Source organism: Methylobacterium sp. 190mf, from assembly GCF_900107945.1.
Taxonomy (GTDB): Bacteria; Pseudomonadota; Alphaproteobacteria; order Rhizobiales; family Beijerinckiaceae; genus Methylobacterium.
Genome location: NZ_FNVI01000001.1, coordinates 106,519 through 128,965, shown reverse-complemented (window position 1 = coordinate 128,965; position 22,447 = coordinate 106,519). Strand labels below are relative to the sequence as shown.

General features: G+C 73.2%; 20 protein-coding genes. 12 read left to right on the top strand and 8 right to left on the bottom strand.

The window, feature by feature from the left end; all coding sequences use genetic code 11:
• Positions 1–46: 46 nt before the first annotated feature.
• On the bottom strand, positions 47–460 hold the full coding sequence (locus C4T42_RS00605; protein ID WP_020091130.1) for a PaaI family thioesterase: 414 nt from the start codon (positions 458–460) through the stop codon (positions 47–49).
• Positions 461–932: 472 nt separating this feature from the next.
• On the opposite strand from C4T42_RS00605, the gene C4T42_RS00600 reads away from it, so the two are divergent.
• From C4T42_RS00600 to C4T42_RS00580, 4 genes are all read left to right on the top strand, one after another.
• Positions 933–1,442 carry a MucR family transcriptional regulator gene (locus C4T42_RS00600; protein ID WP_020091131.1) on the top strand — a complete coding sequence of 170 codons (510 nt, stop codon included), beginning with the start codon at positions 933–935 and terminating at the stop codon, positions 1,440–1,442.
• Positions 1,443–1,965: 523 nt separating this feature from the next.
• The gene (locus C4T42_RS00590) at positions 1,966–2,427 is read left to right on the top strand and encodes a GNAT family N-acetyltransferase (RefSeq protein WP_020091134.1); all 462 of its coding nucleotides are present in this window, start codon (positions 1,966–1,968) and stop codon (positions 2,425–2,427) included.
• A 69-nt stretch (positions 2,428–2,496) separates the two neighbouring features.
• On the top strand, positions 2,497–2,853 hold the full coding sequence (locus tag C4T42_RS00585; RefSeq protein ID WP_020091135.1) for a hypothetical protein: 357 nt from the start codon (positions 2,497–2,499) through the stop codon (positions 2,851–2,853).
• A 148-nt stretch (positions 2,854–3,001) separates the two neighbouring features.
• A complete protein-coding gene (locus C4T42_RS00580; RefSeq protein ID WP_020091136.1) occupies positions 3,002–4,132 on the top strand; it encodes a DUF2336 domain-containing protein in 1,131 nt (376 codons plus the stop codon).
• A gap of 11 nt (positions 4,133–4,143) precedes the next feature.
• Here the strand turns inward: C4T42_RS00580 and C4T42_RS00575 are convergent, their stop codons facing one another.
• Entirely contained in the window at positions 4,144–4,482 is a 339-nt protein-coding gene (locus tag C4T42_RS00575; protein ID WP_103984562.1) for a hypothetical protein, read from the bottom strand.
• 252 nt (positions 4,483–4,734) lie between these two features.
• On the opposite strand from C4T42_RS00575, the gene C4T42_RS00570 reads away from it, so the two are divergent.
• Together C4T42_RS00570 and C4T42_RS00565 are read left to right on the top strand one after the other, a co-directional pair.
• Entirely contained in the window at positions 4,735–6,627 is a 1,893-nt protein-coding gene (locus tag C4T42_RS00570; RefSeq protein ID WP_103984561.1) for a PAS domain-containing sensor histidine kinase, read from the top strand.
• Positions 6,628–6,650: 23 nt separating this feature from the next.
• Positions 6,651–7,364 (top strand): peptidoglycan-binding domain-containing protein, encoded by a 714-nt coding sequence (locus tag C4T42_RS00565; protein ID WP_244603145.1) that lies wholly within the window; start codon positions 6,651–6,653, stop codon positions 7,362–7,364.
• Between the two features lie 66 nt (positions 7,365–7,430).
• On the opposite strand, the gene C4T42_RS00560 is transcribed toward C4T42_RS00565, so the two are convergent.
• On the bottom strand, positions 7,431–7,721 hold the full coding sequence (locus C4T42_RS00560) for a hypothetical protein (protein WP_026604620.1): 291 nt from the start codon (positions 7,719–7,721) through the stop codon (positions 7,431–7,433).
• A gap of 326 nt (positions 7,722–8,047) precedes the next feature.
• On the opposite strand from C4T42_RS00560, the gene C4T42_RS00555 reads away from it, so the two are divergent.
• Positions 8,048–8,386: a DUF1491 family protein gene (locus tag C4T42_RS00555; RefSeq protein ID WP_103984560.1), complete on the top strand. Its 339-nt coding sequence runs from the start codon at positions 8,048–8,050 to the stop codon at positions 8,384–8,386.
• A 141-nt stretch (positions 8,387–8,527) separates the two neighbouring features.
• Here C4T42_RS00555 and C4T42_RS00550 read toward each other — a convergent pair whose 3' ends face one another.
• The 5 genes from C4T42_RS00550 to C4T42_RS00530 all read right to left on the bottom strand — a co-directional run bounded on the left by C4T42_RS00550 (position 8,528) and on the right by C4T42_RS00530 (position 14,247).
• Positions 8,528–9,577, bottom strand: coding sequence for a 2-dehydropantoate 2-reductase N-terminal domain-containing protein (locus C4T42_RS00550; protein ID WP_091980370.1), 1,050 nt, complete (start codon positions 9,575–9,577; stop codon positions 8,528–8,530).
• Positions 9,578–9,856: 279 nt separating this feature from the next.
• A complete protein-coding gene (dgcA, locus tag C4T42_RS00545; RefSeq protein ID WP_103984559.1) occupies positions 9,857–10,840 on the bottom strand; it encodes an N-acetyl-D-Glu racemase DgcA in 984 nt (327 codons plus the stop codon).
• 163 nt (positions 10,841–11,003) lie between these two features.
• A complete protein-coding gene (gene dgcN / locus C4T42_RS00540; RefSeq protein ID WP_020091144.1) occupies positions 11,004–12,017 on the bottom strand; it encodes an N-acetyltransferase DgcN in 1,014 nt (337 codons plus the stop codon).
• Between the two features lie 258 nt (positions 12,018–12,275).
• A complete protein-coding gene (locus C4T42_RS00535; protein ID WP_020091145.1) occupies positions 12,276–12,827 on the bottom strand; it encodes an N-acetyltransferase in 552 nt (183 codons plus the stop codon).
• A 253-nt stretch (positions 12,828–13,080) separates the two neighbouring features.
• Positions 13,081–14,247, bottom strand: coding sequence for a type III PLP-dependent enzyme (locus tag C4T42_RS00530; protein ID WP_020091146.1), 1,167 nt, complete (start codon positions 14,245–14,247; stop codon positions 13,081–13,083).
• Positions 14,248–15,005: 758 nt separating this feature from the next.
• On the opposite strand from C4T42_RS00530, the gene C4T42_RS00525 reads away from it, so the two are divergent.
• The 5 genes from C4T42_RS00525 to glcF all read left to right on the top strand — a co-directional run bounded on the left by C4T42_RS00525 (position 15,006) and on the right by glcF (position 22,324).
• A complete protein-coding gene (locus C4T42_RS00525; protein ID WP_042672356.1) occupies positions 15,006–15,512 on the top strand; it encodes a GNAT family N-acetyltransferase in 507 nt (168 codons plus the stop codon).
• Positions 15,513–15,939: 427 nt separating this feature from the next.
• Complete coding sequence (locus C4T42_RS00520; protein WP_103984558.1) at positions 15,940–18,039, top strand: methyl-accepting chemotaxis protein; 2,100 nt, start codon at positions 15,940–15,942, stop codon at positions 18,037–18,039.
• A 126-nt stretch (positions 18,040–18,165) separates the two neighbouring features.
• Positions 18,166–19,608 (top strand): polysaccharide biosynthesis C-terminal domain-containing protein, encoded by a 1,443-nt coding sequence (locus C4T42_RS00515; protein ID WP_103984557.1) that lies wholly within the window; start codon positions 18,166–18,168, stop codon positions 19,606–19,608.
• A 129-nt stretch (positions 19,609–19,737) separates the two neighbouring features.
• Positions 19,738–20,925: an FAD-binding protein gene (locus C4T42_RS00510; protein WP_042672358.1), complete on the top strand. Its 1,188-nt coding sequence runs from the start codon at positions 19,738–19,740 to the stop codon at positions 20,923–20,925.
• A 58-nt stretch (positions 20,926–20,983) separates the two neighbouring features.
• Complete coding sequence (glcF, locus tag C4T42_RS00505) at positions 20,984–22,324, top strand: glycolate oxidase subunit GlcF (RefSeq protein WP_020091151.1); 1,341 nt, start codon at positions 20,984–20,986, stop codon at positions 22,322–22,324.
• Positions 22,325–22,447: the final 123 nt, after the last annotated feature.

Genomic DNA, 22,447 nt, shown 5'->3' with positions numbered 1-22,447 from the left:
GTGTCCCGACCGGCGACAACGCCCCTACGCGGCCCCTACGCGGCCCCTACGCGAGCGCCGGCCGCTCGCCGACGGGCTTGAGCAGCCCCGTGGCGGTCGCCACCAGCTCCCCGGCCTCGTCGCGGATCTCGGCCTCGCAGAAGATCACCGACCGCCCCGCCCGGGTGACCCGTCCCTCGGCGGTCAGGACGCCGCGGCCGGGGGCGAGGAAACGGGTCTGCATGTCGAGGGTCACCACGGGGCGCCCCGCCCGCAGCCGCGCCGCCGTCCCCAGGGCGACGTCGAGCAGGGTGCAGAGCGCGCCGCCATGGGCGATGCCGAGGTTGTTGGCGTGCTCCGGCCGCAGGGCGAGGCGCAGCCGCGTCCGGCCCGCGCGCACGTCGAGCGCCTCGATCCCGCAGTGATCCACGAACGGGATGATGGCGCCGAAGACGGTGCCCGTCTCCGAGCGCTGATCCACTTGCTGATCCACTTGGTGATCCCCTTGCTGGTCCACGCCGATCGCCCCGGATCCTGCCCCGCCCGGATCCTTATCGCCCGGCCGCCTCCGAGGCCATGACCGGTCCGCGGCAGATCACGTGACAGTCCGGCCGAAACGTTCGTCCCGTCCCGAAGGCTCACGGGACATCGCGGCGGGCCGCCGCGTGAAGTTCTGCGCCTCTCATCAGACCGGAGACGGATCTTCGCAGAGGAAGCCCGCGGCGAGATCGCGGCGGAAGGCATAACCGGCGCCCGTCCGCGTCGCCCGGTCTCGTCCAACTTCGGCTCCGGGGTGTCGGTTTGCTCGACGGTCGATTTCAGCTCGACCCACGGTTTGAATAATATGCGTGTTCATGGCGGGGGCATTGTGTAGGGAAATGCTCGACGACGACTTGATTTTGCTGCACAGACGTTAGAACCGTCTCACGACGGTCGGATAGAGGGAATCATCGATGGACGACAACGCCACTGAGCAGCAGCAGACCTTTATCGAGCAGGCGTCCGACATCGTCTCGGCGTATGTCTCGAACAATTCCGTGCCGATCAGCGAATTGCCCGGTCTGCTCGCCGGCGTTCACGCCGCGCTGACGAAGCTGTCCGCCCCCACGGCGACGGTCACCGAGGCGGCCGACAAGCCGACGCCGGCCCAGATCCGCAAGTCGGTGACGCCGGACGCCCTGATCTCGTTCATCGACGGCAAGCCGTACAAGACGCTCAAGCGGCACCTGTCGCGCAACGGCCTGACGATCGAGCAGTATCGCGAGCGCTTCGGGCTGCCGCGCGACTATCCGTCGACGGCCGCGAGCTACTCGGCCCAGCGCTCGGAACTCGCCCGCAGCCTCGGCCTCGGCCAGCAGCGCCGCAAGTCCGCCGCCCCGGCGCCCGAGCCCGAGCCCGTCGCGGAAGTGGCCGAGAAGCCGAAGCGCGCCAGCCGCACCCGCAAGGCCAAGGAGACGGCCTGAGCCCGGCCTGAGCCCGGCAACGCCCGGGCTCGTGGTTACCGGCCGGCGCGCGACCCGCGCGCCGGTCCGTTACGCGAAATCGGCGAGGTCGTCGGCCACGTCGCCCGCGGCGATCTCCGTCTCGGCCTTGTGCCGCTCGACCGCCTCGGCCTCCGCCCCGATCTCCGGCCCGACCTCTGCCTCGGTCATGCCGGGCCGCGGGCCCGGCCCCTCGGGCGCCGGCGCTGTCTCCGGCCGCGCCTGGCCGGCCTCCCCTTCGGAGGCTCGATCCGTCACCCGCCCCGCCATGCTGCGCGCTCCCCGATCCGCCGACGGGAGAGCAAAGCGCGGACGGCCCGGCGCGTTCCGCGCGCGCCGCATCACGACGGCGCCGCGCGCGACGGAGCCGATCCCGCGGTGATCGCGATCTGCGGGATGGCGCCGCGTTTGAGCCTCAGGAGCGCGACGCGCCGTGTCGAGAGGCGTCGCCACGCGTTGAACCGCCGGACATGCATGCGCCGGACATGCCGATCGGGAGCGGGATTTGGGCAATCGCTACGGGCTGGAGATCCGCGCCGCCGCGGGGCCGGACGCCGCGGGTCTCGCGGCGCTGCTCAGCGAGGTCGGGGTCGCGGTCGGCGCCGCGGACCTCGCGGCCCGGCTCGAGGCCCTGCAGCGGGAAGGCGGCATCGCCCTCGTCGCCGTGGAATGGGGGCCGCCGAGTGGCCTCATCGCCGTCGCCCCCGTGCGGACGCTGGACGCGCCGCGGCCCTTCGGCCTGATCACCGGCCTCGCGGTCGCCGCCGAGTCGCGCCGCCGGGGCATCGGTCGGGTCCTGCTGAAGGCGGCCGGCCGGGCGGCGCGGCAGGCGGGCTGCGACCGGCTGCTCCTGGCCGCGGGGCCGGACCAGGCCGCCCTGCGCGCCTTCTGCGCCGCCGCCGGCTTCGCCGACGAAGGGACCGTGCTCGCGCGGCCGCTGCTGAAGCGGGGCACCGGAGACGGCTGAGATCCGCGACATCCTGGCCGAAGCCGGCGGGGCTCACCGGGCGTTACCCCCGGAGAGTGGAGCCCCCCGATGACGCTGCGATCCGAGACCCCGCCACCGCCCGCGAACCTGCCCTGCGATCCGCCGCCGGATTCCGAGGCGCCGACCGCCGCGCAGCTCAAGGGCGACATCGACAGCGGCCGCACCGCCGACAAGACCCCGCACATGGATATCGGCGCGGCCCCGCTCGGGACCTGCGAGGAGGCCGGCGGGACGCCGCCGACGCCCCGGGAGGTCCGGATCGCCCGGCAGAACGAGCGGGCGCCCTCGGAGCGGGCGGCCAAGGGTTACCCGCACCAGCGGCAGCCCTGGGTCCTGCCGCTCTACGCCGGCATCATCGTCGCGGCCGCCGTGGGGCTCGGCCTCGTGCTCTGGCTGACGCGCTGACGGATGCGCTGACGGTCCGGCCGGGGCGGGACCGCGCCGGTGCCATCCTGGCGCAGGACGGCACGGTCGCCGCGGAGGCGGTTTAAAGGTCGATTCACGTCGATGCGGTTAGCGTGACCTTACTGCAGTCTTGCGTAACCGATCCTCCATGCCCCCTTCCGTCGATGCTCCGCCGGACCTGTCCGGGCTCCTCGAACTGTCACGCATCGAGAATCTCGATCTCAAGCCGGTGATCCTCCGGGTTCAGACGGACCTGTTCGTCCGGGCCGCGGCCCGGGACCGGACCGAGATCGAGATCTTCGAGTCCCTGGCCTGCGGACTCATCCCGACGGTGGACGAGGAGACGGCCCGGGTCGTGGCCCGCAAGCTGGCCCCCTGCCCCGAGACGCCGCCCGCGGTGCTGGAGGCGCTCGCCCTGCGCGGCGGCGGTGCCCGCGATGCGGTGGTGGAGCTGGCCCCGACCCTGAGCCACCGCCTGATCGAGGCGGCCCTGGCCGAGGGGTCGGACATCGCCGCCCGCATCGCCGCCCGGGCTGGGCTGAGCCGGGAGGCGGTGGACGAACTCTCCCGCGAGGGCCGCCCCGAGATCGACCGCGCGCTGGCGGCCAATCTCGGCCACACCCTGCGGGGCGCGGCCCTGTCGCGGCTCGTGGACCGCGGCCGCACCGCCCCCGACCTCGCCCGGCTGCTGCTGGTCCGGCCCGACGTTTCGGCCGCCGACCTCGTGCCCCTGTACCTGCACGCCGACCCGATGCGCCGCACGGTGATCGGCCGGGCCGTCGAGGCGACCGCCGCCCTGCGCCCCTGCCCGCCGCCGCCCCGCGGCCTCGGCGAGACCCTGACCGGCCTGTCCGCCGCTCGCGACGTTCCCGCCTTCATGGCGGCGCTGGCCGACGGGCTCGGCCTGCCCCGCGATTTCCTGACCGTGGTCGCCGACGCGGGCACCCGCTACGACCTCCTGACCCTCGGCCTGCGGGCCGCCGGCCTGCACGAGGAGGAGGCGGTCTACATCTTCCTGACCCTCAACCAGGGGGTGGCGCGCTCGGCCGAACGCGTCGCCGATCTGGTCCGGCTGTTCCGCACCGTGAGCCGTCCGGCCTCGCGGGACCTGATCGCCGCGATCCTCGACCGGCCGCTCGCCGAGCGCGGTCGGAGCGAGGCCCATCAGCCGGCACACGGCCCGGAGGCCAAGCTGCGCCAGGGCGCCGAGCGCGTCGCCGCGCAGCGGCCGCCCCTGCCGGCGCGGGCCCGGACGGCGAGCGGCGGGGAGCCGGGCTGACCGGCCGGCCGTCAGCGCGGCCCGGTCCGGGGATCGTTCTGCGGATCGCTCTCCGGATCGGCGCCCCGCCAAGCGGGCTGCCGGTCCGTCTCCTGCAGGGTGTCGTTCGAGGGCGCCTCCGCGGCGCGGCGGCTCAGCTCCGCCATCAGGCCGCGGGCCAGCACGGCGCGGACCGCCCGCTCCCGGGTCTCGGGCGGTACCGCCTCCAGGGCGGCCGGCACGACCGCCTGGGCGCTCGGGACCGCCCCGGCGAGCCTGCGGGCCTCCGCGGCCGGGTCCGCTCCGGTGCGAAGCATGGCGAAGTAGGAGAGCACGCCGATCACCAGCGCGGCGCGCAGCAGGACGGTCATGGAACGGTTTCTCCGCTCGAGATCGCGCGAAGCATTCGACGGATTTCGTGAACCGGGCCTCTACCAACCCGAGCTTTCCCGCACGATGGTGAATGAAGCTTGTTCGCGATCGGCTGGTTACCTCGCGGAAAGCATCCCGACCATTCGGACAAGTCCCGCAACACTCGTTTAAGCCGGCTCTGCGACCGTCCGGTAGTCGTTCGAAGTCGAACCGGAGGCGCGACGGATGCGGGAACGCAGCCAGCGCGACGCGTGCCAACCTTGACCATCAAGACCGTCCTGACGTCGCTGATCGATGACCGGCTCGCGCGCCTCGTCCACGAATCCGCGGCCGACAATCCGGCCGCCCGCGCGCGCCACCAGCGCTTCCTGGTGTCGCGGCTGGCGACCGGCGCCGTGATGATGGCCGGGCTGCCGCCCTACCTGCTGTGGCGCGGGGTGCCGTCGGGCTTCGAGGTCCTGGCGATCGCGAGCCTGCTGCTGCCGGTCTTCGCCGCCGTCCTCCTCACCCGCACCGGCTCCCTCTGGGTCGCCCACGCGGTCTCGTCGGCGGGCCTGACCGGCCTCGTCGTCGCCCTGGCGGGCGTCACCGGCGGCGTCACCTCGCCCGCCGCGGTCTGGCTCGTGGCGATCCCCCTGGAGGCGCTGGTCTCCGGCTCGCTCCGCGCGACGATCGCGGCCGCCGCGATGGCGGTCCTCGGCGTCCTGACCGTGGTGGCCCTCGGCGCCTGGGCCGGCTCCCTGCCGGTCATGGATATCTCGGCCGCGATCGCCCTGCCGGCCTTCGCCATCACGGCGATCGGCCACGTCGCCGCCCAGGCCCTGGAGCACATGCGCAACGAGGGCGTCTGGCGCGAGCGGCTGCGCGACAACGAGGCCCGCGACCGGCTGCTGCTCTCGGCGATCGACGACCTCGTGACCTGGCACGACCGCAACGGCCGCGTGCTGGAGGCCTCGGTCTCGGCCGTCCGACTCCTGGGCAGCGCCCCGGCCCGCCTGCGCGGCCACGGCCTGCTGGAGCGCGTCCACGTCGCCGACCGCCCGGCCTTCCTCAAGGCGGTGAGCGACGTCGCCGCGACCGGCCGGCCCGCGACCCTGCCCCTGCGCCTGCACGTCGAGCCCGAGACCGGCCGCGCCGACGGCGCGAGCCTGATCTACGCCGAGATGCGCGCCCACCGGATCGAGCACGGCGCGCACGACGCCGCCACGGCGGTCGTGGCGGTCACCCGCGACATGACCGAGCACCACCGGCACGCCGTCGAGCTGGAGCGCGCCCGCGCCGAGGCCGAGCGGGCCGACGCGATCAAGGGCCGGTTCCTGGCCAACGTCACCCACGAGCTGCGCACGCCGCTCAACGCGATCATCGGCTTCTCCGAGGTCCTCGCCGGCGAAGGCGCCGTCAGCCTCGGACCGGTCCAGGCGCGGGAATATGCCGGCATCATCGGCGCCTCCGGCCACCACCTGCTCGGCGTCGTCAACACGCTGCTCGACATGAGCCGGATCCAGAGCGGCAACTTCGACTGCGCCCCCGAGGCGTTCGACATCGCGGACCTGCTCCGGGCCTGCTGCGACATGATGCGCCTGAAGGCCGACGCCGCCGGCGTCGTCGTCACCGCCGCCCCGTCGGGACCGGTGGAGATCACGGCCGATCCCGCCGCCTGCCGGCAGGTGCTGATCAACCTCATCTCGAACGCCGTGAAGTTTACCCCGGCGGGCGGCCGCATCGACCTGTCCCTGCGGCGTGGCGCCGGCACCCTGGACATCGTCGTGGCCGATACGGGCGTCGGCATCGGCGCGGACGACCTGCCCAAGCTCGGCACACCGTTCTTCCAGGCCGGGAGCGGCGGCTACAAGCGCCAGCACGAGGGCACCGGCCTCGGCCTGTCGGTGGTCCAGGGCCTTGTCAGCCTCCACGGCGGCTCCCTGCTGATCGAGAGCGCGCCCCAGGCCGGGACGGTGGTGACCGTCACCCTGCCCCTCGTCTGCCAGGCCCCCGCGGCCGCCCACGGCCCGGCCCCGATCCGCACGGCCGTGCGCGGCGCCCCGGCGCCCCGCCGCGTGGTGCGCCTGCCGCTCGGCCTGTTCGACGCGGAGCCGGGCCTCGCCGCGGCCCCGGCCGACCCGGTCCTGCGCCGCACCGGCTGACCCGAAGATCCCCGGAAGGAGACATGATGTCAGGCTACCGCGAGATCACCGTACCGGGCGAACCCGGCCGCGCGCGCCGCGCCGCGCCGCGCCGCCCCGCGGTCCAGGGCGACTGGCGCGCCGTGCTCGTCGGCGCGGTGAAGGCGACGGGCGCCACCTGCCGGACCAGCCCGGGCGCCGTTCTCGGCAGCCTCGTCGCCCTCGGCGCGGCGGGCTTCGTCTGCGTCAACGCCCTCGGCTACCAGACCGGGCGCCATCCGGCGCCGATCCTGCCGAAGCTCGCCCAGAAGGCGCCCGCCCCCCGCGAGGCGGCGCCGGCCGCCAGGGAGGCCCTCCGGGAACCCGCGCGGGATCCGGTGCGGGTCATCGAGGCCGACCGCGCCGCCGCGCCGGTCCCCGCCAAGCCGGCGGCCCGGGACGCGATCGGCGAGCTGATCCGGTCCGAGGAGACCACCGCCTCGGTCACCCCGAAGGCGTCGCCGGTTCGGCCGGCCTCCAAGCCGGCCGCGAAGGAGACGGACGCCAAGGCGGCAAAGTCCGAGAAGGACGGCGATCCGGTGCTGCGCGCCCAGAAGGCGCTGTCGAAGCTCGGCTACGCGGTGAAGCCCGACGGCGCGATGGGCCCCGGCACCCGCGCGGCGATCGAGAAGTTCGAGCGCGGCGCCAAGCTGCCGGTGACCGGAGAGGCGACGGGCCGGACCCTGCGCGAGCTGATGGCGCGGGCGGGCCACGGCTAGCGGCACGGAAGCGGCGCCCGCACCGCGGAAGCGGTGCGGGCGCCGGTCGTCGTGAGAGCGCGACCCTCAGTACTGCGTGCCGGTGAACCGGCAGATCGTCTTGCAGCGCGGGCCGCCATTGGCCTGCCAGGACTTCGCGTGGCCGATCGATCCGGTCATGTCCTGCGTGGGATTACCGCCGGGCCGGTGCACGACGATGTTGCAGGCATCGCTCGGCGTCCGCTGGTAGCGCGGGCAGGACGCGGAGTCGCGGTGGCCCAGTAAATCCATGAGCGTCTCCGGACGGGCGTGGGCCGACGGCACAGCAAAGCACAGGCAGGCGACGATCAGCGTCGCGAGCGAGGTCATTCTCCGCATCGGATTGCTCCTCAAATCATCGTGGCATGCGAATTCGGGCGCCCTTTGCTCAGTTAGGCAGCAGAAAATACTATAGATGTGCGCTGACGCACATCGTTCAATTCTTTTTTAATCCCGAGAAATACTGGATTTTTTGACGGATTATTCGCCGCGCTGAGCCGTTTGCTCTAAACGTGCGGCTTCGCGCATCCGCGCTTGCCCGTGCCGGCGCTTTCGCGCATGGCGGGGCTTGCGCCGCTCACAACCGGCCGGGTTTCAGGGGCCGACCGCCGCGCCGGATCGCCCGCCCGCGGCGCGGGCCGCGCGATTCACAGGGCTACAGACGCATGCGCCTGCGCTCCGATTTCTGGGTCTCGGCCCATCTGCGGCGTCTCGACGTCGCGGGCATCCCGGCGGCGCTGCGCCGGCGCGGATCCGCGGAGGCGGGCGCGATCTTCGTGAAGGTCGATCGGCTCGACGGCAGCGCCGACCTCTACGGACCGGCGCCGCAAGCGCTGTTCGAGGCCGAGGAGAGCGGCGACCGCCGCTTCGCCGCGATCGTCACCGGCGGCAGCCCGCTCGACGTGGAGGAGCGCCTGACCAAGGAGATCCGGTTCGATTCCGATCTCTGGATCGTCGAGATCGACGACCGCCAGGGGCGCCATTTTCTGGATCTGGCGGAGTGATACCGTTTCCGGTTGGAGACCTCGCCACCGTCTTTGCGAGCGCAGCGACGCAATCCAGCGGCGCCACGCCGACCGATGGCGCGCCGCCCCGGGTCACTTCGCTCCGCTCGTGATGACGGAGCGAAGCGAGGGCAGCGCCCGTCAGCCCTCGATGATGCGCTCGTCGAGCTTGCGGTCGACGGTCTCGACGGTGCGGTCGATCTCGGCGTTCGGCTCGCCGAGCTGGTGCGAGATGAGCTTCACCAGCAGGTCGACCCGCTCGATGTAGGGCGCGCCGTTCGCCACGGCCCGCGCCGCCGAGGACGGCTTCAGCAGGCTCTCGGCAGCCTTGGCGTACTTCTCGAACGGCACCTGGTCGGCCGCGTCGGCGCCGAGCTTCCGGGCGATGCCGTCGACGTGGTCGTAGATCGCCCGCGAGCGCGCCAGGTCGCCGTGGACGGCGTCGTGGATGGATTGCGGCTCGCCCGGGGTGATGCAGCGGTAATTGCCGGTGAGCAGCATCGACCACTTGGCCAGCGGCACGAACAGCGAGTCGAACACCTTGAGCTTCACCGGCACGTCGTGCCCGTCGAGGCGCACGGCGTCGATGTCGGCCTCAAGCTCCCGGAGCAGCCGGTTATGGGCCTCGTCCGCGAAGGTCGCGGCCTTGAAGTTCGTCGGCAGGCCGACGTGGAGGACGTTCGCCTCCTCCTCCGGCGGCCGGAAGGCCTGCGGATCGGGGGAGCAGAGCGACACCAGACCCGGCTCGAACCGGTCCCACACGCCGGCATTGGTGTAGGCGTCTTCGAGGTCCATGGCGGCGAGCGCCGGGATCCGCTTGAGGTAGGGCAGCGGCGGCATGTTCATGATCGACAGGCACGGCAGCCTCGCCGCCGCGATCTTGATCATGAGGACGCGGATCGTGTGGTTGTTGTACTGCGGCTCCTGCATGGCGAGGCCGACGAGGTCGTAGCGCGACACGTCGACGTCCTCCGGCGGCATCGCGTCGACCTTGCCGGGCAGATCGCGCGAGTGAATCGCGCGGTGCTCCTTCTCGTCGCGCAGCTTGATGCGGACCTCGGTCCCCTCGCGGTTGATCAGGTCCGCGGTCTTCCGCCGGCAGACCAGGGTCACGTTGTGACCGGCCATCAGGAGTTTGGTGCCCAGGAGCGAGCCGTAGGAGGCCCCCAGGATCAGGATGTTCTTGGCCACGTCGGTCCTCCCCAGCATTGAGACTTGCTGTGTGTTGTCTGGCTGCTGGGAACAGCGCGTCCACGCCACGGCCCCAAGCGCACGTGCGATGGATGGCAGCCGGGCGAGCGGAAGGCAAGCCTTCTGGTATACCTAATCCCAAACCCTTTGTGAGGCCCTGCCGGTGACAGGCGGGGCGATCCCTATCCTCCGCACCCGGGATCTCCACAGGGTGGCGCCTCCGGGACATCGCGCGGGACCCTCTCGGGACCGCGGACGACAACCGCCCCGCCGCGGGCCCTAGCCCCAGAGGTCCGGCATCGGCGGGTGCATCAGGCTGCCCTCGTAGCGCAGCGGCGGGTCACGGTCCCGGGCCAGCAGCAACGGCCCGTCGAGGTCGACGAACTCCGCGTCGTTGGCGAGCAGGGCCGCCGGCGCCATGCCCAGCGAGGTGCCGAGCATGCAGCCGACCATGATCGAGAGCCCCCGGGCCCGCGCCTCGCGGGCGAGGAGCACCGCCTCGGTCAGGCCGCCGGTCTTGTCGAGCTTGATGTTGATCGCGTCGTAGCGCCCGGCCAGCGCGTCGAGGCCGGCGCGGTCGTGAAGGCTCTCGTCGGCGCAGACCGGCACCGGGTGGGGGATCTCGGCGAGCAGGGCGTCGGCGTCGGCCGGCAGCGGCTGCTCGAGCAGCGCGACGCCCGCTCGCAGGCAGGCCGCGAGGTTGGCCTCCACGTTCTCGGGCCGCCACGCCTCGTTGGCGTCGACGATCAGCCGCGATTCCGGCGCGCCGGCCCGCACCGCGGCGATGCGCTCCGGATCGCCGTCCCCGCCGAGCTTGACCTTGAGCAGCGGCCGGTGGGCGGCCTTGCGGGCGGCCTCCGCCATGCTCTCCGGCGTGCCGAGGCTCAGCGTGTAGGCGGTGATGGCCGGCCGGGGCTCGGCGAGACCCGCGATCTCCCAGGCGGGACGGCCCTGCCGCTTCGCCTCGAGGTCGAACAGCGCGCAATCGAGGGCGTTGCGCGCGGCGCCCGCCTTCATGCGGGTCATGAGCGCGTCCCGCCCGATCCCGGCCGCGATCGCCTCCGCCTGGCCCTCGATCAGGGCGCTGACGCTCTCGACGCTCTCCCCGTAGCGCGGATAGGGCACGCACTCGCCGCGCCCGACCGCGTCGCCGTCCGCGATCGTCGCCACTACGACGGCGATCTCGGTGCGGCTGCCGCGGGAGATCGTGAAGGCGCCGGCGATCGGGAAGCGCTCGACGGCGAGGGTCAGGCGGCGGGCCATGTCGTAGGGTCTCCGGTTCAGGCCTGCGGTCGATGCAGCCCGCTCCGTCATCACGGGCGGAGCGAAGTGACCCAGGGCAGCGAGCGGCCGGTTGGCATGGCGCTGCTGGATCGCTTCGCTCGGCTCACGGGGACGGAGTGAGAGCCGGCACAGGGAAGCGGTATCAGATCGCCGGGAAGTCGGCGACGATCCGGTCGACCAGCCCGTCGACGCCGAAGCGCACCGGGTCGGTGGCGGGCAGGCCGTGCTCGGAGCCGAGCGCGTCGAGGAGCGCCCGGGCCTCGCCCTCGGCGAGCGCCTGGGTGTTCACCGCGATGCCGACCGGCTTGATTCCCGGATTGGTCAGGCTGCCGAGCTGCACGGTGAGGTCGATCACCTGCCGGATGGTCGGAAGCGGGTGCTTCACGCCGCGCATGTTGGTGCGGGTCGGCTCGTGGCAGACCACGAAGGCGTCGGCCTGCGCGCCGTGGAGCAGGCCGAGGCTCACGCCCGCGAAGGACGGGTGGTAGAGCGAGCCCTGACCCTCGATCAGGTCCCAGTGGTTCGGCTCGGCCTCGGGCGAGATCGTCTCGACGGCGCCGGAGATGAAGTCGGCCACGACGGCGTCGATGGCGACGCCCCGGCCGGAGATGAACACGCCGGTCTGGCCCGTGGCGCGGAAATCGGCGTCGAGGCCGCGCTCGCGCATGCCGCGCTCCAGGGCCAGCACGGTGTACTTCTTGCCGACCGAGCAGTCGGTGCCGACGGTGAGCAAGCGCCGCCCGGCCCGCTTGGTGCCCTTGCCGGTGGGGAAGCGCTCGTCGGTGTGGCGGACGTCGTGGAGCTGGCGGCCGCGGCGGGCGGCGGCCTCCGCGATGGCCGGGACCGCGCCGAGCTTCACGTGCAGGCCGCTCGCCACGTCGAGCCCGGCCTCGATCGCCGCGACGATCTCCTTGACCCAGTGGTCCGGCAGGACGCCGCCGGCGTTGACGACGCCGATCACCAGGGTCCGGCAGCCCTTCGCCAGGGCCTCGGGCAGGGTCATGTCGGGGATGCCGAGATCGGCGGCGCAGCCCGGCAGGCGCATCTGGCCGACGCACCATTCGGGGCGCCAGTCCTTGATCCCGTAGGCGGTCTTGGCCGCCAGCGTGTCGGGCACGTCGCCCAGGAACATCAGGTAGGGCGTGGCGATCTGCATCGGTCGAGCAACCTTCTCCGGGAGGCCGGCGGACCGTCTATGCGGGATCGCGGGCGGCGTGCGCAATGCATGGGGCTGGCCAAGGCGGTCGATGCGGCCGCCCCACGGAGCATACCGGCTCTGCACGCCGTCATCGCGAGCGCAGCGAAGCGACCCAGGGCAGCGCGACGTCATTGAACGGGGCGCGACCCAGGCTTGCTTCACTCCGCTCGCGAAGACGGTTCGTCGCCTCAGATCGGCGGAGCGCCGAAGCCCCGTTCAGGCGGCGCGTCGTCGCGCCACCCCCGCCTCGTTGGCCACCGCGCCCACCGGCGCCGGCACGCCGGTCGCCCGGACCATCCCCTCGGCGCCCGCCAGCGCGCCCGCGCGCAGCTCGAGACCGAGGAAGCGCGCGCGCTCGAACGGCCCCGGCAGGGTCAGGCCCTCCGCGAGCGCCCGGTCGAAGCCGAAGCGCGCGTAGTAGGGCGCGTCGCCGACCAGCAGCACGGCGCCGTGGCCGAGGGATTCCGCCCGGCCGAGGGCCGCCTGCATCATCACCGAGCCGAGCCCCTGGCCCTGGATCGCCGGATCGACGGCGAGCGGGCCGAGCAGCAGCGCCGGGCGGCCGAGCCCGGCCTCGACGTGCCACAGCCGCAGGGTGCCGACGAGCCGCCCCGCCCGGGTCGCCGCGAAGGCGAGGCCGCGGGCCGGCAGGCGGCCCTCGCGCAGGCGCTCCGAGGTCTTGGCGCGTCGATTGCCGGGAAAGCACGCGTCGAGCAGGCGCTCGCGCGCCGGGACGTCGTGGAGATGCTCCGCGCGGATCTCGATCATGGCTGTGCCCTCCCCGGGCCGGCGAGCGGGAGAAGCGATTGTCTGTGACCGAGAGCCGGACGCCCTCGGTCGACGCGGTGGTGGACGTCAGCGTCCGGCAGGGTCGCCCTCCCCGTCATCACGAGCGAAGCGACGTGACCCAGGGCAGCGAAACGTCGGAAGGCGTCCCGCGTCCCTGGATCGCTCCGCTCCGCTCGCGAGGACGGAGGAGCCTGCGTCCCTCAGCCGGAACCCGTCCTGATCCTAGGAAGGATCAGATGACGATCTGCTGAAGGGGCGGGAAGCCGTTGAAGGCCACCGCCGCGTAGGTCGTGGTGTAGGCGCCCGCCCCCTCGATCAGCACCTTGTCGCCGATCGAGAGCGAGACCGGCAGCGGGTAGAGCTGCCGCTCGTAGAGCACGTCCACCGAGTCGCAGGTCGGGCCGGCGATGACGCAGGGCTCGGTCGCCTCCCCGTCCCGCGCAGTGCGGATCGGGTAGCGGATCGCCTCGTCCATGGTCTCGGCGAGCCCCCCGAACTTGCCGATGTCGAGGTAGACCCATCGGACCTCGTCGGCCTCGGCGGACTTCTTCGACACGAGCACGACCTCGGCCTCGATCAGGCCGGCATTGCCGACCATGCCGCGGCCCGGCTCGATGATCGTCTCGGGGATCTGGTTGCCGAAATGCTTGGTCAGGCCCCGGAAGATCGCCTCGCCGTAGCTCTCCACGCCCGGCACCGCCTTGAGGTACTTGGTCGGGAAGCCGCCGCCGAGATTGACCATCGAGAGGCCGATGCCGCGCTCCGCGCACTCGCGGAAGATCGCCGCCGCGGAGCCGAGCGCCCCGTCCCAGGCCTCGGTGTTGCCCTGCTGAGAGCCGACGTGGAACGAGATGCCGTAGGCCTCGAGCCCCTGGCGGTGGGCGTGCTCCAGCACGTCCGCGGCCATCTCGGGCACGCAGCCGAACTTGCGGGAGAGCGGCCAGTCGGCGCCCGCGCCGTCGCACAGGATGCGGCAGAACACCCGCACCTCGCCCGCCGGCACGCCCAGCGCGTCGGTGGCCCGTGCGATCTTCTCGACCTCGGCCTGGCAATCGACCGCGAACAGGCGGATGCCGAGCTTCAGGGCGCGGCCGATGCAGCGCTCCTTCTTGATGGTGTTGCCGAAGGAGATCCGGTCGGCGGTGGCGCCGGCGGCCAGCACCATCTCCATCTCGGCCACCGAGGCGGTGTCGAAGCAGGAGCCCATCTCGGCGAGCAGGCGCAGCACCTCGGGGGCCGGGTTCGCCTTCACGGCGTAGAACACGCGGGTGTCCGGCAGGGAGCGCGCGAAGGCGGTGTAGTTGTCGCGCACGACGTCGAGGTCGAGGACCATCACGGGGCCCTCGTCCTGACCGAGGTCGCGGCGCACGCGCAGGAAGTCACGGATGCGGTCGGTCATGGTCGTCTCCCGGCACGGGTTCGCGAGCGCCCTACGCGGGGCGCGCTGTCGAAGATGACGGCCCGAACGGGCCGCCGGCGTCAGGGGGCGATGCGTCGCGCGGACCCACGCGCTTTGGAGACGCGTGCGTCGGAGCGGGCGCAGAGCACCCGGAAGCTGCCGTGGATTGGAAGGGAGGACCCCCACCGCACGCCGGGCAAAGAGAAACAAGCCTCTTCGGTGCCGGCCTGTGGAGGGCCGACGAGACCAAAAAAGCCCGTTCGTCGTTGCTTTAAGCTGCGTCCCCCGTGGAGAGCGGGGTTCGCCGGTTTCGCCTCCGGCTGCCGGTTGTTGTCGGGGTCCGGTGTTGCCACCTGGATGCCGGCCGTAGGGATCCACCCTTGCGACCATCGATCCTTTAAGACCCCTGGCGGCTGTCCGGCAGTTGACCGGATGCCCACCAACCGACACGCGGCCACAGGCACGTGCGAAATTGGGCACGGCGCATATACGGAGACGGGACCCGCGCGACAAGGGGAAACCGCCCCGGAACGCCCGCTTTTCCGCCCGCAATCCACACCCCGCGCGCTCCGTTGCAAAAACGACGCATCGACGACGCGCCCCGACCGCGTCGACGGGGCCGTGCGGGCTTCCCAAGCGGGGCGGAAGCGGGCATCTGACCGGACGGGGCAGAGTACTCAGGCGAGCGAGCGATGGCCGGGCCGACCAGATTCACCGCGACGGCGCGGGCGTGAGCGCCTCCCTGTGAGCGCCCGGTCATGAGCGCCCCCTTGCGCAGCCCGGTCGGCGACGGTCTCCCCGAGCCGACGATTCGCACCGCCACGCTCGCCGATCTCGACGCCCTCGTCGCCCTGGAGCACGCCGCCTTCGCCACCGACCGGGCCGAGCGCCGGGCGATCCGCCACGCGATCCGCTCGCTCTCCATGGACGTGCTGGCGGCCCTGATCGACCCGCCGGACCGGGATCCCGTTCCGGTGCTCGTCGGCGCCGCGGTGCTGGAGCGGCGGCGCGGCAGCCGGATCGCCCGGCTGGCCTCGATCGCGGTGGCGCCGAATCGCGGCGGCCTCGGCCTCGGCGGCCGTCTCCTCGACGCCGCGGAGGCCCGCGCCCGCGCCGAGGGCTGCGACCGGCTCCGGCTGGAGGTGCGCGCCGACAACGGCGCCGGCATCCGCCTCTACGAGCGCCGGGGTTACACCCGCTTCGCCGTGCGGCCGGACTATTACGAGGACGGGATGGAGGCGTGGCGCTACGAGCGCGCGCTGTAGTCGTCGCGCGGACTGCCGCGCGGACCGCCGCCCAGCCGCCGGCTGGCCCGCACACCGTCCCGGCGATAGCGAGATCCGGCCAGGCGCGTCCTCGCGCCACACTCCGTCATCGCGGGGGCACCGGCAGGCCGACAGCGCTGAACCTGCGGCTCTTCGGGAGTGCGCCCGCAGGATACCTGGTCCCTCGCGCCGCGCCACGGACCGGCACAAGCCCGCCGCGCGGCCGGCGACCGCGCCGATATCGTCACGCGAGAATGCGGCCCAATTCCCGACAATCCTCGCCAATTCCGGTATTTGTCTCATATTACTTCACAATTCGGTCCATCGTCGACTTATAAATCCGTATTTCTGTCGAATAATTTCGGTCGATTGCCTGACAAAACCTTACGTTCTAAGACAGAGCATCGCGGGACATGAGATCTCACCGATGACTCGCTGGCTGGGACGCTTCTCGATCCGGACTTTGCTGTGCCTGGTGATCGTCATCATGGCCTGCATGGCGCTGGGCAACGCGGTGCGGACACTCGTCGACGCGCGGGCGCGGGCGGCGGGCGCCGCGAGAGCCCTGACCCTGACGCAGGCGAGCCAGGGCCTCCTCCGGACGATCCTGCCGCTGCGGCTCGAGCGCGGATCGACCCTCGCCCTCGGGGGTGAGGCGCCGGCGGACGCGAAGACCCTGTCGACCATCGCGGGGAGCCGGCAGGCGCTGACCGAGCATTACGGCCGGGCCCGGCGCAGCCTGGGCGATCTGGCAGAGCCGGCGGTCAGCGCGACGCTCGAGCGCCTGAGCACCGCGCAGGCGGCGATGGCGGACCTGCGTCCCCGCATCGACGCGGCCCTCGGGCTGCCGCTGGCCCGGCGTGACCCGGCGCTGCGGGACGCCGCGATGGCCGCCTTCCAGGACCTGCTCGAGGCGCTGACGGCCACGCTGAAGGCGGTCGACGCGGCCATTCCCCGGTCCGATCCGGTGCTGCAGCGCTATCTCGGCCTCAAGCAGGCGGCCTGGGAGACGCGCGTCGCCAGCGGCAACGTTGCGGTCCGGGTACAGGCCTCGCTGGTCGCCGGCACGGCGTGGTCCCTGCCCGAGACGGTCGCGGCGGCGGCGGAGCGGACCGAGCTTCTGTCCGCGTGGCGCCGCACCACCGAGGCAGCGGTCGACGTCTCGGAGACGGTGCGGGCCGCGTACGAGCGGGCGAAGGCCGCCAATTTCGAGGGCGACACCGAGGCCATCGCGCGGGCGGTCTTCGACGCGCTCAGCACGCACGCGCCCCCGCGCCACACCTTCGCGGAGCTGCGCGACCGCAACACGGTGAACCAGCGCTCCCTCGTGGCCCTCTGCGACGCGGCCCTCGACGCGATGGTGGCGCGCGCCGAGGCCCTCGCCGAGGACGCGCGGGGCGACGTCGCGCGCAGCGGGGCGGCGCTGCTGGCGGTGATCCTGCTGGTGGCCCTCGGCCTGTGGACCCTGTTCGGCGGCGTGCTGCGCCCGCTCCGGGTGCTGACCGCCACGATGGGGGCGCTGGCCGACGGGGACGCCTCCGTCACGGTCCCGGCGCGCACCTACCGCAACGAGATCGGCGCCATGGCGCGGGCCGTCCAGGTGTTCAAGGACAACCTCATCCGCGGCCGCCAGCTCGAATCCGAGGCCGCCGAGGCGCGTCAGGCGGCGGAGGCACGGCGCCGGTCCGACCTGCGGGCGATGGCCGAGCGCTTCGAGCGGACGGTCGGCGGCATCATCGCCCAGGTCTCGGACGCGGCCACCGCGCTGCAGGGCACGGCCCAGACCATGACGGCCACCGCGACCGAGACCGCCAGCCAGTCCAGCACCGTGGCGGCCGCCGCCGAGGAGGCCGCCACCAACGTCGGCACCGTGGCGGCTGCGGCCGAGGAGCTCGGCGCCTCCGTGGAGGAGATCGGCCGGCAGGTCGAGGGATCGACCCGGCTCGCCCAGGGGGCCGTCGCGGAAGCGGGGCAGACCGGCGCGATGGTCCGGGACCTGAGCGACGCGGTCGCGCGGATCGGCGACGTGATCGGGCTGATCGCGGCGATCGCCGGGCAGACCAACCTGCTGGCGCTGAACGCCACGATCGAGGCCGCCCGGGCCGGCGAGGCGGGTCATGGCTTCGCGGTCGTCGCCGGCGAGGTGAAGGCCCTGGCCGCGCAGACCGCCCGGGCGACCGAGGAGATCGCGGGCCAGATCGCCGGCATCCAGGGCGTGACCGGCGGGGCCGTCGCGGCGATCGGCGCGATCACGGGGCGGATCCAGGAGATCAGCGGCGTGGCGAGCGCGATCGCGGCGGCGGTGGAGGAGCAGGGATCGGCCACCCGGGAGATCGTCCGCAACATCGGGGAGGCGGCCGTCGGCACCGGCGCGGTGATCCGCACGATCCTCGGCGTCGCCGGGGCCGCCGAGGAGACCGGCCGGGCGGCCAACGCGGTGCTCGCGGCGGCGTCCGCGCTGTCGCGCCAGTCCGAGACGCTCGCGGCCGAGGTCGCGCGCTTCCTCGACACCGTCCGGGCCGCGTGACCGGACGGTGCCGGGAGCCGCGCGGGTCTCCGCCCCGATCTCGCCCGTTTAGGGGAGTCTTACGGCTCGCGCGCTACAGCGTACGCAACGGGCGGGGGCAATCCCGCCGCGCATGAGTCGCCGTCCATGGCCGTGATCGTCGCCTTCGTCATCAATGCGGGGCTCAACTTCGTCCTCGGCCTGCTGATCGCCAAGCTGCTGGGGCCGGCGGATTTCGGCCGGTTCGCCCTCGCGACCACCGGCGCCATCGTGCTGAACACGGTGCTGTTCGAGTGGCTGCGCCTGTCGGCGACGCGGTTCTACTCGGGGCGCGTGCGCGTCGACGAGCCGTGGATCCGCCACGGGCTCGACCGGGCCTACCTGCGCATCGGCGCGCTGCTCCTGGCCGCCGCGGCCCTGTGCGGGGCCTTCGGCTTCGCCGGCGGCGCCGACGGGCGCGAGGCGGTCCTGTGCGGCACCGGCCTCGCGGCCCTGGGCATCGGCGTGTTCGACTACCACGCGGCCCTCGCCCGGGCGCGGTTCGACGGCAAGCTCTATCTCGGCCTCGTGGCGGTGAAGAACGTCCTGTCCTTCGCCATGATGGCCGCGGCGGCGTGGTGGCTGCCCCAGCCGGCCTGGGTGCTGGCGGCGGCGGGGCTCAGCCAGCTCCTCGCGGTGGCGGTGATGCGCCACCCCCTGCGCGACCCGCGCACGCCCCTCGAGCGGCCGCGCCTGTCGACGACCTGGCGGGTCTTCGCGCGCTACGGCCTGCCGCTGATCGCCGCCAACACCGCCTACCAGTGCCTCGCCTTCGTCAATCGCGGCGCCATCGCGGGCCATGCCGGCTTCGCCGAGGCCGGCTACTTCGCCCTGGCGGCCGACGTCACCTCGCGCTCGCTGATGACGCTGGGCACCGCCCTCGACCTGCTGCTGTTCCAGTTCGCCGTTCAGGCCGAGGAGCAGAGCGGCCGCGCCGCCGCAGAGGCGCAGGTCGCCGCCAATGCCGGCACCGTGTTCGCCCTGCTGGCACCCTGCGCGGTCGGCTTCTGGGCGGTGCTGCCGGCCCTCCAGGGCCTGGTGGTGCCGGACGCCTATCGCGGACCGTTCGAGACCTACAGCACCGTGCTGATGCCGGGCCTGTTCTGCCTCGCGATGATGTTCTACGCCCTCAACCCGGTCTTCCAGATCCGCCGCAAGACCCTGCCGGTGGTCGCCGCCGCCCTGGTCGGCCTCGCGGTGAACGGCGCCGGCCTGCTGGTCCTCCCGGACCGGATGGGCGGGCTCGGCGTCGCGGTGGCGCAGACCGCGGGCCTCGCCGCCGCCGGAACGTGGCTCGGCTGGCGCGCCCTCACCGGCCCGGGGCGCATCGCGCTGCCCTGGGGCGAGATCGGCGTCGCCGCGCTCGCCTGCGCGGCGATGGGGCTCGCCCTCGCCCCCTTCCGGCAGCTGCCGCCCGCCACCGCCCTGGCCGTGCTGGTCCCGTCCGGGATGGTTCTCTACGGCGCCCTGGTCTGGATCTTCGACATCGCCGGCCTGCGCCGTCAGGTCCTGGCGCGCCTGCGCCCGGCGCGGACCGTGCCGGCGGAGTAGACTCACGCGAAGGCGGCGCAGTGGAAATCCCGCCGCTGAAACCCCGCGACTCCGCCTGCGCTTGAATCCGCCGCCGGATCCGGCGACACCCGTCCTGGAATGGATACAAACAGGACCGGGACGGGAACGATGGGCGTCTACGAGCCCGGCACCGAGGCGGAGGCCGGGGAGATCGTGCGGGCCGCCGCCGGGCGCGGCGAGGGCCTGCGCCTCGCCGGCGGCGGCACCGCCGCGGGGCTCGGCCGGCCCGCGCAGGACAGCGCGACGCTCTCCGCGCAGGCGCTCACCGGCGTCACGCTCTACGAGCCCGCCGAGATGGTGGTGGCGGCCCGGGCCGGGACGCCGCTCGCCGAGGTCGAGGCGCTGCTCGCCTCCCGCGGCCAGATGCTGCCCTTCGAGCCGATGGACCTGCGCGGCCTGTACGGCACCGCCGGCGAGCCGACCCTCGGGGCCGTGGCGGCGATCAACAATGCCGGCCCCCGGCGGATCAATGCCGGCGCCGCCCGGGACAGCCTGATCGGCGTGCGCTTCGTCAACGGGCGCGGCGAGGCGATCAAGTCGGGCGGCCGGGTGATGAAGAACGTCACCGGCCTCGATCTCGTGAAGCTGATGGCCGGCGCCCACGGCACGCTGGGCCTCCTCACCGAGGTCACCTTCAAGGTGCTGCCCGCCTGCGAGCGGGTGGCGACCCTGGTCTTCTCCGGCCTGGACGACACGCGGGCGGTGACCGCCCTGTCGGAGGCGCTTGGCTCGCCCTTCGAGCTCACGGGCGCCGCGCACCTGCCGGCGGGGATCGGCGCCCCGGAGGCGCGGACCCTGATGCGCCTCGAGGGTTTCTCCGACTCCATCAACTACCGCACGGGCGAGCTGCGGCGCCTGCTGAAGCGCTACGGCCAGCCCGAGATCATCGACGGCGAGGCCGGCGCCGCCCTGTGGCGGACGGTGCGCGACGCGGCGCCGCTCGCCGAGCCGCGGGAGGCCGCCCTGTGGCGGATCTCCACCGCGCCGACCCGCGGGCCGGCCCTGGCGGCGGCGGTCGCGGCCGAGCGCGACGCGCGCTGGTTCTTCGACTGGGGCGGCGGCCTGATCTGGCTCGCCACCGGCGCGGCGGGCGATGCCGGCGCCGCGACGGTGCGCCGGGCGGTGCGGGCTCAGGGCGGCCACGCCACGCTGGTGCGGGCCCCCGACGCCGTGCGCGCCGCCGTGCCGGTGTTCGAGCCGCTGGCCGAGCCGCTGATGCGGCTCACCGCCGGCATCAAGGCGGCGCACGACCCCGCCGGGGTGCTCAACCCCGGCCGGATGTACGCCGGACTCTGAAGCTTCAGATCCCGCCCCTCCCCGAGCGTGGGGAGCCGTGGCGCCGAGGACGCGACCCGTGCAGACCAACTTCGCCCCCGCCCAGCTCGCCGATCCCGCCATGGCGGCGTCGGAGAAGATCCTGCGGACCTGCGTGCATTGCGGATTCTGCACGGCGACCTGCCCGACCTACCTGCTGCTCGGGGACGAGCTCGATTCCCCGCGCGGGCGGATCTACCTGATCAAGGACATGCTGGAGGGCGGCAAGCCGGCCTCGCAGGAGGTGGTCAAGCACGTCGACCGCTGCCTCTCGTGCCTGTCCTGCATGACCACCTGCCCGTCGGGGGTGCACTATATGCACCTCGTCGACCACGCCCGGGCCCATATCGAGGAGACCTACGCGCGCCCCGCCGGCGACCGGTTCCTGCGGGCGCTCCTCGCCCAGGTCCTGCCCTATCCGGGCCGCTTCCGCCTCGCGCTCACCGCCGCCAAGCTCGGCGCGCCGTTCCGGGGGCTGGTGGCCCGGCTGCCGCGGGTCGGCAACCGCCTCGCGGCCATGCTCGACCTCGCGCCGGCCGGGGCGCCGCCCCGCGAGCCGACGAACCGGCCCGGCCGGTTCCCGCCGGCGGGCGGTCAGGCGGCCGGGACGCCCGCCCGGCGCGTCGCCCTCCTCCGCGGCTGCGCCCAGAGCGTCCTGCGGCCGGACTTCAACGCCGCCGCGATCCGGCTGCTCAACCGGCACGGGATCGAGGTGGTGCACGCGAACGAGGGCTGCTGCGGGGCGCTGACCCACCACATGGGCAAGGAGGAATCGGCCCACGCCCATGCCAGGCAGGCGATCGACGCCTGGGACGCCGAGATCGCCCAGGGCCTCGACGCGATCCTGGTCACGGCCTCGGGCTGCGGCACGACCATCAAGGATTACGGCTTCATGTTCCGCGACGACCCGGCCTACGCCGAGAAGGCGCTGCGGGTCTCGAGCCTGGCCAAGGACGTGACCGAGTACCTCGCCCTGCTCGACCTGGCCCCCGTGGCCGAGACCGACCTCGTCGTGGCCTATCACTCGGCCTGCTCGATGCAGCACGGCCAGGGCATCCGCCTCGAGCCCAAGACGCTGCTGAAGCGCGCGGGCTTCACCGTGAAGGACGTGCCCGAGGGCCATATCTGCTGCGGCTCGGCGGGGACCTACAACATCCTGCAGCCGGAGCTCGCCGCGAAGCTGCGCGCCCGGAAGGTCGCCAACATCGAGCGCGTGCGCCCCGACGTGATCGCCACCGGCAACATCGGCTGCGCCACGCAGATCGGGAAGGGCACCGGCATCCCAATCGTCCACACGGTCGAGCTGCTCGACTGGGCGACCGGCGGCCCGAAGCCCGCGGCGCTCGCCGGGGTGACGCCGCGGCTCGAAGCGGCGGAGTAGACACACACCTGTCGCGTGGCGCCGCGCGCACCGTGACAGGCCCGTGACATCTATTCACGTTGACCCTTGCCAAATCCGCGCAGCGGTCTGTAATGATGTCGACCCCTCTCCGGTCCCGCCGGT

What these genes read in the sequence shown, in the direction of transcription:
- C4T42_RS00555 (WP_103984560.1), top strand. Translation starts at nt 8,048, where the DNA reads ATGCGCCTGCGCTCCGATTTCTGGGTCTCGGCCCATCTGCGGCGTCTC.
- dgcN (WP_020091144.1), bottom strand. Translation starts at nt 12,017, where the DNA reads ATGCAGATCGCCACGCCCTACCTGATGTTCCTGGGCGACGTGCCCGAC.
- C4T42_RS00530 (WP_020091146.1), bottom strand. Translation starts at nt 14,247, where the DNA reads ATGACCGACCGCATCCGTGACTTCCTGCGCGTGCGCCGCGACCTCGGT.
- C4T42_RS00560 (WP_026604620.1), bottom strand. Translation starts at nt 7,721, where the DNA reads ATGCGGAGAATGACCTCGCTCGCGACGCTGATCGTCGCCTGCCTGTGC.
- C4T42_RS00535 (WP_020091145.1), bottom strand. Translation starts at nt 12,827, where the DNA reads ATGATCGAGATCCGCGCGGAGCATCTCCACGACGTCCCGGCGCGCGAG.
- C4T42_RS00515 (WP_103984557.1), top strand. Translation starts at nt 18,166, where the DNA reads ATGGCCGTGATCGTCGCCTTCGTCATCAATGCGGGGCTCAACTTCGTC.
- C4T42_RS00585 (WP_020091135.1), top strand. Translation starts at nt 2,497, where the DNA reads ATGACGCTGCGATCCGAGACCCCGCCACCGCCCGCGAACCTGCCCTGC.
- dgcA (WP_103984559.1), bottom strand. Translation starts at nt 10,840, where the DNA reads ATGGCCCGCCGCCTGACCCTCGCCGTCGAGCGCTTCCCGATCGCCGGC.
- C4T42_RS00525 (WP_042672356.1), top strand. Translation starts at nt 15,006, where the DNA reads ATGAGCGCCCCCTTGCGCAGCCCGGTCGGCGACGGTCTCCCCGAGCCG.
- C4T42_RS00565 (WP_244603145.1), top strand. Translation starts at nt 6,651, where the DNA reads ATGATGTCAGGCTACCGCGAGATCACCGTACCGGGCGAACCCGGCCGC.
- C4T42_RS00575 (WP_103984562.1), bottom strand. Translation starts at nt 4,482, where the DNA reads ATGACCGTCCTGCTGCGCGCCGCGCTGGTGATCGGCGTGCTCTCCTAC.
- C4T42_RS00600 (WP_020091131.1), top strand. Translation starts at nt 933, where the DNA reads ATGGACGACAACGCCACTGAGCAGCAGCAGACCTTTATCGAGCAGGCG.
- C4T42_RS00520 (WP_103984558.1), top strand. Translation starts at nt 15,940, where the DNA reads ATGACTCGCTGGCTGGGACGCTTCTCGATCCGGACTTTGCTGTGCCTG.
- C4T42_RS00510 (WP_042672358.1), top strand. Translation starts at nt 19,738, where the DNA reads ATGGGCGTCTACGAGCCCGGCACCGAGGCGGAGGCCGGGGAGATCGTG.
- C4T42_RS00580 (WP_020091136.1), top strand. Translation starts at nt 3,002, where the DNA reads ATGCCCCCTTCCGTCGATGCTCCGCCGGACCTGTCCGGGCTCCTCGAA.